Annotated in this window: 9 protein-coding genes; 6 read left to right on the top strand and 3 right to left on the bottom strand. The window is 65.0% G+C overall.

Translation table 11 applies throughout. From position 1 onward, the window contains the following. The 4 genes from IT540_RS16100 to IT540_RS16085 form a co-directional block, all read left to right on the top strand. Positions 1–474: ATP-grasp domain-containing protein (locus tag IT540_RS16100; protein WP_291180190.1), on the top strand; the 474-nt coding region annotated here is incomplete at its 5' end. A 448-nt stretch (positions 475–922) separates the two neighbouring features. Next, complete coding sequence (rpsU, locus tag IT540_RS16095; RefSeq protein ID WP_291180187.1) at positions 923–1255, top strand: 30S ribosomal protein S21; 333 nt, start codon at positions 923–925, stop codon at positions 1253–1255. A gap of 118 nt (positions 1256–1373) precedes the next feature. After that, positions 1374–2999, top strand: a complete 1626-nt coding sequence (locus IT540_RS16090; RefSeq protein ID WP_291180184.1) for a zinc metalloprotease HtpX — start codon at positions 1374–1376, stop codon at positions 2997–2999. Between the two features lie 256 nt (positions 3000–3255). Further along, positions 3256–5541 (top strand): TonB-dependent receptor, encoded by a 2286-nt coding sequence (locus IT540_RS16085; RefSeq protein WP_291180183.1) that lies wholly within the window; start codon positions 3256–3258, stop codon positions 5539–5541. A 127-nt stretch (positions 5542–5668) separates the two neighbouring features. On the opposite strand, the gene IT540_RS16080 is transcribed toward IT540_RS16085, so the two are convergent. After that, positions 5669–6457, bottom strand: coding sequence for an alpha/beta fold hydrolase (locus IT540_RS16080; protein ID WP_291180180.1), 789 nt, complete (start codon positions 6455–6457; stop codon positions 5669–5671). 181 nt (positions 6458–6638) lie between these two features. Here IT540_RS16080 and IT540_RS16075 point away from each other — a divergent pair, with 181 nt between their 5' ends. Together IT540_RS16075 and IT540_RS16070 are read left to right on the top strand one after the other, a co-directional pair. Beyond that, positions 6639–7241, top strand: coding sequence for a LysM peptidoglycan-binding domain-containing protein (locus tag IT540_RS16075; protein WP_291180177.1), 603 nt, complete (start codon positions 6639–6641; stop codon positions 7239–7241). Between the two features lie 139 nt (positions 7242–7380). Next, complete coding sequence (locus IT540_RS16070; RefSeq protein ID WP_291180174.1) at positions 7381–7794, top strand: hypothetical protein; 414 nt, start codon at positions 7381–7383, stop codon at positions 7792–7794. A gap of 105 nt (positions 7795–7899) precedes the next feature. On the opposite strand, the gene IT540_RS16065 is transcribed toward IT540_RS16070, so the two are convergent. Together IT540_RS16065 and IT540_RS16060 are read right to left on the bottom strand one after the other, a co-directional pair. Further along, positions 7900–8418, bottom strand: a complete 519-nt coding sequence (locus tag IT540_RS16065; RefSeq protein ID WP_291180171.1) for a hypothetical protein — start codon at positions 8416–8418, stop codon at positions 7900–7902. 174 nt (positions 8419–8592) lie between these two features. Continuing rightward, a partial coding sequence (locus IT540_RS16060; protein WP_291180168.1) for an NAD(P)(+) transhydrogenase (Re/Si-specific) subunit beta occupies positions 8593–9051 on the bottom strand: 459 nt, incomplete at its 5' end.

Below are 9051 nucleotides of genomic sequence, written 5' to 3'. Positions count from 1 at the left end.
CGCTTCTACGACATCCCGCTCAACACGCATAAGGACGGCATCCTCGACACCTCGACCGTCCCCTCGCCGCTGCCCTCGGCCCACGCCGACCGTGCCCGCGAGATCGCGGGCGCCATCGCCGCGGCCCTCGGCTATGTCGGCGTTCTCGGTGTCGAGATGTTCTATGTGCCGGACGCCGCCGAGCCGCTGGTCGTCAACGAGATCGCGCCACGCGTTCACAATTCCGGCCACTGGACCATGGACGCCTGCCTCGTCAGCCAGTTCGAGAACCACATCCGCGCGGTCGCGGGCTGGCCGCTCGGCGCGACCGAGCGCCATTCGGACGCGACCATGACCAACCTGATCGGCGCCGACGTGGACCAGTGGCAGGCGCTGGCTGCCGAGCCCGGCGCCGCGCTGCACCTTTACGGCAAGCCGGAGGCCCGCCCCGGCCGCAAGATGGGCCACGTCAACCGCCTCCGCCCGCGCCGCTAGCCGCGTGCATTATTTTTGCATGGCCGACCCACCGCATCCACCAGACGTCGAGCACGTGGAAGCTTGCGTGGATCCCGGCCTACGCCGGGATGACGGAGAGTTTGTCGCGATCGGCGTCAGCAAAAAAAGTCATGCCGGTGAAGCCTGCCCCGGCGGAGGCCGGGGGCCGGAATCCACGCAAGTCTGCCAGCGTTCGACGGCTGCAGGATCCTCGGGCAGAGTTGGAGCGCAGACCACGCCCCTGGACCGACGTCTCAACCCGGCGCAGGACGCCAGAAACCCGCACTTCGGGCTCCCGAACCCAGGAAAACAGTCGCATCCCCCGGTGGACAAGGGCCGCGACGTTTGATAGAAGCCAGCCAAATCAATCCGACCGAAGCGCCGGAGGCCAGCCGCCGGCGCTTTGCGTCCTTATAGATTCAGCCATTCAGAACCCAGAGGTTACCGCTTGCAGGTACTCGTTCGCGACAACAACGTCGACCAGGCCCTCAAGGCGCTCAAGAAGAAGATGCAGCGCGAGGGCATTTTCCGTGAGATGAAGCTCCGGAACTACTTCGAGAAGCCCTCCGAGAAGAAAGCCCGCGAGAAGGCAGAGGCCGTGCGCCGCGCCCGCAAGCTCGCGCGCAAGAAGCTGCAGCGCGAGGGCCTCCTGCCCGGCACGCCCGCAGCGCCGCGCGGCGCCAAGGGCCCTGGCCGTGGCGGCCCCGGCGGCCGTCCGGCAGGCGGCGGCAGCGGAGGCTTTGGCGGCGGCAACAACGGCGGCGGCTTCGGCGCCCGCTAGGCCTCACACGCTTCCAGTTGATTTCGATCGCCGTCGGCCGACAGTCCGACGGCGATTTTCTTTTTGTCTGTTACACACGCAACTCAGTACGCGGCCGGTATTCGGGTATCCTGACCGCATGGGCAAGCTCTTCTTCGCATCTCTCGTCACCCTGTCGCTGCTCACTGCCATGCTGGCCGGCGTGGTGATCGCCGCGTTCGTCGCCATGGGCAGCCTGGACCTCGGCTGGGCGCTGCTGCTGGTGCTCATCATCAACACGGTGATCTTCATCCTGAGCCCGTGGCTCACCGACCTGATGCTGCGGTGGGTCAACAAGGTCACCTGGATCGACGACGCCACCCTCAAGGCGCGCTACCCGCACGTCCACGCCATCGTGCACGACGTGGCCCGCCAGTACGGCTTCAAGGCGCCCTCCATCGGCATCATCCCGGACCGCAACCCGACCGCCTTCACCTACGGCCTGTTCCGCTCCAGCGCCCGCATCGTGCTGACCGACGGCATCTTCGAGTTCCTGAACGAGGAGGAGACGCGCGCCGTCACCGCCCATGAGCTGGGCCACATCGTGCACATGGACTTCCTGGTCATGACGGTGGCCGGCACGCTGGTGCAGATGCTCTACGTCATCTACTCGGCCATGACGCGCCAGCGCTCAGGCAATTCCAAGAACCGCGGCCCCGCTGTCATGGTCGGCCTCACCGCCTATGTGATGTACATCCTCGGCACCTACCTGCTGCTCTACCTCTCGCGCACGCGCGAATACCTCGCCGACAGCTTCGCCGCCGAGCGGGTCGAGGCACGACATCTCTCCAACGCGCTGATCAAGATTGCCTACGGCATCGCCGAGGCCGACGACACCGACGCCTCGCGCGAGCTGCTCGCCTCCACGCGCCACATGGGCGTGGTCGACTTCAAGGGCGCGAGCCACCTCGGCCTCGTCGTCGAGGCCTCGAAGCTGAACCCGGACGCGACGGCGTCCGCCATGCTGTTCGACATCTACAATCCGTGGGCCAAGCTGATCGAGCTCAACTCCACGCACCCGCTGGCGGGAAAGCGCATCCAGGCTTTGCAGGCCATCGCCGAGGCCAAGCACCAGCCCTTCGCCGACATCGACATCGCAGCCGCGGCGAAACGCGCCAACGTCGATACCGCCGCCCTGTGGCGCAAGTTCCTGCGCGAGCTGACGCTCATCGCGCTGCCTGTGGCGCTTCTCGTCATCGGCGGCGTCACGGCTTTTGCAACCGGCGCGCCCATCTACGCGCTGCTCGCCGTTCCCGCCGCCGTGCTGGCGTGGGCGGCCCTGATCCCGATCACCTATCCGTTCTCGCCGCCCGCCGACGTGAGCGTGGTTTCGCTGATGGGAGACGTCGCGGCCTCGCCGATCGTGGGCCGTCCGGTGCGCCTCACGGGCGAGGTCATAGGCCGCGCCGTCGCCGGCTCCGTCGTCGGAGAGGACACCGTGTTCGCCGACAAGACCGGCCGCATGGTCGTCGATTTCCGCTCGCTGTTCGGCCCCTTCGGCGACCTCTGGACCGGCTGGCAGCGCATCAAGCAGCACATCGGCGCCAAGGGCGAGGTGACCGGCTGGTTCCGCCGCGGCATGGGCGGCCACGTCGTCATGCACGAGCTCAAGACCTCGGCCGGCACCATCAAGGCCTATCCCTACCTCGCAGGCGTCGTCGTGCCGCTTCTGATCGTCGCCGTGTTCGCCGTCATCGCCTACACCTACGAAGGCACGACGTACTAGCGCGTGTCCCCCATGACCCGTGACGGGAATGGCAGGCGAGTTCTGCTCCGAGCACAATAGCGGACTTTGACGGGGTCATGAGCCACCATCGCAAGGCTTGCTCAGGCCGCAAATACGCCTAAACCCACCAAGCTCTTGCGAACGATTGAACGATAGGTGTTGCCCCCCTGCACTTCACCTATGAACGCGTCTGCGTCACATTCTATACCATAACAATCAATAATCTGGAATCAACTCGCGGCAAGGGATGCTCGTGATGCGCATCGCGGCGATTTTTGCTCTCCTCATCTTCGGCGGCCCGGCAGCGGCGCAACAGCCGACAGAAACTCCGCCGCCCAAAACAGCTCCCGCGGCCGACGCCCTCACAGTCAAACCAGCCGAGCCGGCGCCATCCTCGTCGCAAACCCTGCCGCCCTTGGACGTCGTCACCACGCAGCCGAAAAAGAAGACGGCCGCCAAAAAGAAGTCGGCGCAGCCCAGTCCCGCCGCGAAGGCGCCGGCCGCTACGCCTGCCGGATCCGATGCGGGCATGGATCGCGCAGCGGGCTCGCCGTCTGCGGTCGCATCGGAGCTGCGTGACAGCACGACGGGGACATCGACAGTCTCCGCGACGGACGTCGCGCGTTCCGGCGAAAGCACGGTCTATGACGTTCTGAAATCACTGCCCAACGTCACGCCTGCTCCAAGCGGCCCTACGATACCGGCCGTTCGAGGCGAATCCGCAACCCCGACCAACCTCTTCAGCAATTTCTATCAGGGCACGACCTCTCGCATCGTTCTGAGCGTGGATGACATTCCGCGCATATCATCCTACGCCAACAATTCGTTCCAAAGCCTGTACGACGTCAGCTCGCTGCAGGTGTTGAGGGGTCCGCAGCACACCCTGCCGGGCACCAATGCGTTTGCCGGCGCCTATGTCGTCGAGACCAACGACCCCGTTTTCTCCTACTCCGCCGGCGCGCTCACCGAATTCACGTATAACGAATATTCCGGCATGAACTATCGCAACGCCGCGTTTGCAAACGTGCCGTTCTCGAACGAGGCAGCGATGCGTCTCGTCGTTGAATTCGACAAGGGCGAGATTCCCGTCGACATCGTCGGTCCGGCGTCCAGCAAGCTCGATGACTACGACGGCCTCAACCTGCGCGGCAAATTCCTGGTCGAGCCCGACAGCATTCCGGGGCTCAGCGTTCTCGTGTCGGCCGAGTACGGTAACGGTCTCGACCACGTCTTCAACAACTACGTCGATGTTCTACCCTTCAGTGACCGCAAGCGGAGTGCGAGCGACTTCCGTATTTCGGACACGGAAGGCTGGGCTGCCGGCGTCAGGGCACGCTACGAACTCAGCGCGCGCGAGGAAATCGCCTCGATCACGAGCTACGTTCACGATCAGTATTCATCCTCACCGCGCAGCACGAGTGCGTTCAAGTTCGACGACATGGCCGAGGAGCGGTTCGCCCAGGATCTCACCTATAGCTTTCGTGATGTTGCGAACCTCACCGGCGTAATCGGTGTCGGCCTCACCGACGGCGCGCGCCTGTACGACGCTAATGCCTACATCGCCCCTAGTCTTTTCACCCCAGCCTTTATGGCCTTCGGCAAGACCGATGCGGATATCGCGACACAGTCCGCCTACGCGGACATCGCCTGGAACTTCGCCGGGCCGTTCGATCTGCTGTTCGGTGGCCGGATCGAGCGCTACGACGACAAGCGTGAGCTCTTCGCCGACCTCCAACTGCTAAACGGTACTTCTTTGGGCAGCGTTAGCCGCAACTACGACGTCGACGAGGTCTACGTATTGCCGAAGATCGGCGTGCGCTACAATCTACGATCCAGCGAGAGCATCGCGTTCACCGTGCGCAAAGGATACAATCCCGGCGGGGCGTACGTGAATCTCCAAGCTCAAGGCTTCCCCTTCGAAGAATACAAAGCGGAAGAGGTGTGGACGTATGAAGCTGCGTATCGGACGGTGATGATGAACAACCGTTTGCAGCTTGGAATTACGGCTTTCTATAACGACTATAAAGACAAGCAGTTTGCCATCACGACACAACCAGGGTCGGTCGTGCACATATACAATCAGCCCGATGCCGAATCCTATGGCTTGGAGTTCGAAGGAAAGTACGCCGTTACGCCGGATTTCGATGTCATAGGCGGCTTCGGATTGCTGCATACCGAGATCAACGAAATCAGTGCGGGAACGGCAGCCGCCATCCTTGGCAACGACTTTGGCCAGGATCCGTCCTATTCGGTCTCTCTTGGTGTGGCGTGGCGTCCTGTCGAAAATCTCGAGCTCACTGCTAGGGGCGTCTACGTCGACGACTACTTCACGGATTTCGTGAATTTCCCGCTGAACGTCGCCGGCGGCTACACGCTGATCGACATCGGTGCCAGCTATCAGGTCGGTAATGCCACGGCACGAGTCTTCGTCAACAACCTGACCGACGAGACCGCTCTTTCTACATTGATATTGAACCCGGGTCCGAACGCGACCCTGCTCGATCCGCGGACTTTCGGTGCCTCGCTGGATCTAAAGTTCTAGCGTCGGCAAAGGCCGCCGAGCCTCGCTGGCCACGCGTTTATGAATACATAGCCCGGCTCGGAAGAGCCACTCACCCGGAAGCGAGACGTTAATGAGATCGCACGCGCAGCGCGCGGGGTGAAGGGCACTACCCCTCCCTCCGCCGCGCCTCACCGGCACGCAATGCCGCGATCCACGCGTAGAGCACGTCGTAGGACCCGAACTTGTAGTGGTCGTCGTGGCCGGCGCCCGGAAACGTCTTCAGCGTCTTCGGCTCCGGCGCGCGCGCGAACACCTCGCGCCCCATCGCCACCGGCACGATGTCGTCCTCCTCGCCGTGTATCACGAGCAGCGGCGCCGTGATGGCGGCGATGTGCCGGCGCGTCTCGTAGCGGTCGGTCATGAACCAGCGCCCGGGGATGAGCGGGTGATGCAGCGCCGCGAGATCCACCATCGAGGTGTAGGGCGCATCGAGCACCAGCCCCGCCACCGGCCGCTGGCCCGCTACCTGAACGGCCACGCCCGTACCGAGCGACTCGCCGTAGACGATGACGTCGGCGGCATCGACACCCGACGCGACCAGCGTATCGTAGAAGAGCAGCGCGTCAGCCACGTTGGCCGCCTCCGAGGGCTTGCCGCTGCTGCCGCCGAAGCCGCGGTAGGTCATCATGAACACGCCGAGCCCGCGCGCCATGTACTTCTGGATGCGCGCGTTGCGCGTCTCGAGCGCGCCCGCGTTGCCGTGGAAGTAGAGGATCGTCGGCTGTCCCGGCCGAGCCTTGGCGTACCACGCGATGACGCGCGCGCCGTCCGGCGTCTCGAGCACCCGCTCGGTCACGCCCGCGAGCCCCGCCTCGGCGGGCGTGAAGTACCGCGTGTCCGGGAAATACATGAGGCGCTGCTGCAGTACGGGCACGATCAAGGCCAGAAGTCCCATCGCCAACGCCGCTCCCACCGTCAATTTGAGGATCAGCCTCAAGCGCGTCCCTTGCTCCGCTCCTGCGGTGCAGCACCGCCCGCCGACCCTACCACAAGGGTGCCGGACGGCCGCCCCTTAAGACGTCATTAACCAAAAGCTGCGCTTCCTAGGGACATATGCGTTTGCGGAGTAATTTGTCATGCGTTCCCGTCATCGCCCGCTCGGCGCCACCGCGCTGATGCTCGCTGGTCTTTCGGCTCTCATCGCCGGCTGCAGCTCCGGCGGCTCCCAGGATACCCTCACCACGAGCAGCCTGCGCCCCAACGAAGGCATGCGCCGCGACGCACCCCGCCGCTATCCGGACGGATCGACCTCCGGCGGCGGCTACTATGGTCGCCCCACGGCAGAGGCGCCGCGCCGCTACGTCGATCCCGGCCAGCCGACACCACGCGAGATGGCGGCCTACGATAGCGGCCACGGCAACTACGGCGTACCGCGCAGCATCGAGACCGCCAGCATCGGCAACACCGCACACGCCTACGATCCGGGTGCGCGCTGGCAGCAGCCGCCCTCCGGCATCACCACCGGCTCCACCGGCCCGACCCCGACCGGCTACTACGGAAAGCCGCGCCAGCAGGCGCCGCACAACTCGCAGATCGTCGAGGTACGCGAGGGCGATACGCTCTACAGCCTGTCGCGCCGCCACGGCGTGCCCGTCGGCGATCTCGTGGCCGTCAACCAGCTGCCGAACGACCGTATTGCCATCGGCCAGCGGCTCATCATCCCGACGCGCTATCGCTGACCAGGTAATTCTTCCCGAACGGGGCGCACACGCGCACCGCGTTGCAGCATATCGCCTGCATTGACCGCAAGGACCGAACGGTTCAGTGTTTTGATGTGAAGATTCAACGAAAACACACGTCAAAACAGGGGATCAAAACATGGCAGCACGCGGCGGCGTCATCTCGATGAGCATCATTATCCTGGTCTTGATCGCAACGGCGATCGGGGCCGTGGTCGGAGTTGCGCTGGACGGCGTGCTGCCCGGCAGACGCTCGCTGGCCATCATCGCGGGCCTCCTAGCGACCGTGGTCGCGTCCATCGCCCGCTACAAGCTCGTGTTCCTCGGCGCGGGCGTTGGCGCCGACGAGCGCAAGGTGCCGCTGGTGCTGGTGGTGAATGCCGCCATCGCGTCGATCGCGGGAAGCCTCGCGGCGCACGACCTCGCCGGCTTCATCGCCGATCCGCCGTCGTCCGTGATCATCGGCACCTTTGCCGGGCTGCTCTCGGCCGTGCTGATGGCGCTCCTGATGATCACCTATCACGCGAGCACGAGCCCGGCGTTCCGGCGCTGAGGCAAGGCCGAAGGTCGGCATCTCCCCGGCGGCGGAGCAAAGACGACTCCGCTGCCGGCGTCCTCCTCGATCCGCTACGCATTGTCGGAAGAGCCGCGACGGCTGCTAGCGGCTGAACGCCGTCTGCGCGCCGTCGGGCTCGTCGAAGCACTTGAGCAGGTAGGCCTGCCGCTCCGGCCCCGGCAGATGCCCGAAGCGCGAGCCGTTGCTGCGCGCGAAGTGGGGCGCGAACGCCTCCACGTCCGTGCGCGAGAAGAGGCCGGCCGCGCGCCCGTAGTTGATGGACCAGCAGTCCGCCTCGCGCTCGCTCTCGAGCGTGGGACGGATGACGTGGCCGAGCACGTGGTGCGCGCACTCGTGCATGTAGAAGAAGACCTGCATCTTGGCCGGCAGCGTCGCCATGCGGTCGGAGTCGAGCGAGATGATGGGCATGCGCGCGATGATCGAGGCGCGGCCCACGTCGCCGAGCTCGGTGGTCTTGAGCGTCCGCACGACGGCGCCGCGATAGTCGTAGCAGCGCATGGGGTTGCCGGCGATGAGAGGCTGCGTCTCGAGACCCTGCGCCACGGCCGGCCCGCCGATCGCGAGGGCCAGGAGGCAGATCAGGAGTGCCGAAGCCCTCATGCGCGGTCCTTTTCGAGTTGAAGCAGCCCCCTCGATACGAAAGCTAGAGTCTCCCCGATCTCCCCCGCAAGGGGATAAGTTTGCCGCATGGGACGGATGCCGCCCAAGCCATTGAGCACGCAGCTCAATCAGCGAGTCCGTACAAACGACGCAACGCGATCGCGGACCGTGGGCTCAATGCCCGAGCGCTTTGCCGATCTCCTCGGTCATCTTCTTGGCGTCGCCGAGCACCATGACGGTGTTGTCGCGATAGAACACGGGGTTGTCGATGCCGGCGTAGCCCGAGGCGAGCGACCGCTTGTTGAAGAACACGGTCGCCGCCTTCCACACCTGCAGCACCGGCATGCCGTAGATCGGCGAGCTCTTGTCGTCCTCGGCCGCGGGGTTCACGACGTCGTTGGCGCCGATGACGTAGACGGCGTCGGCCTGCGAGAACTCGGAGTTGATGTCCTCGAGCTCGAACACCTCGTCGTAGGGCACGTTGGCCTCGGCGAGCAGCACGTTCATGTGCCCGGGCATGCGGCCCGCGACCGGATGGATGGCGTACTTCACCTCGACGCCGGCCTTCTTCAACGCGTCGGCCATCTCGCGCAGCGCGTGCTGGGCCTGGGCCACGGCCATGCCGTAGCCGGG

Origin of the sequence: Hyphomicrobium sp. (assembly GCF_020852195.1) — a bacterium.
In the GTDB taxonomy this organism is placed as follows: domain Bacteria; phylum Pseudomonadota; class Alphaproteobacteria; order Rhizobiales; family Hyphomicrobiaceae; genus Hyphomicrobium_C.
This window is presented reverse-complemented; position numbering and strand designations above follow the sequence as displayed.

What these genes read in the sequence shown, in the direction of transcription:
- IT540_RS16090 (WP_291180184.1), top strand. Translation starts at nt 1,374, where the DNA reads ATGGGCAAGCTCTTCTTCGCATCTCTCGTCACCCTGTCGCTGCTCACT.
- IT540_RS16085 (WP_291180183.1), top strand. Translation starts at nt 3,256, where the DNA reads ATGCGCATCGCGGCGATTTTTGCTCTCCTCATCTTCGGCGGCCCGGCA.
- IT540_RS16080 (WP_291180180.1), bottom strand. Translation starts at nt 6,457, where the DNA reads ATGGGACTTCTGGCCTTGATCGTGCCCGTACTGCAGCAGCGCCTCATG.
- IT540_RS16075 (WP_291180177.1), top strand. Translation starts at nt 6,639, where the DNA reads ATGCGTTCCCGTCATCGCCCGCTCGGCGCCACCGCGCTGATGCTCGCT.
- IT540_RS16070 (WP_291180174.1), top strand. Translation starts at nt 7,381, where the DNA reads ATGGCAGCACGCGGCGGCGTCATCTCGATGAGCATCATTATCCTGGTC.
- IT540_RS16065 (WP_291180171.1), bottom strand. Translation starts at nt 8,418, where the DNA reads ATGAGGGCTTCGGCACTCCTGATCTGCCTCCTGGCCCTCGCGATCGGC.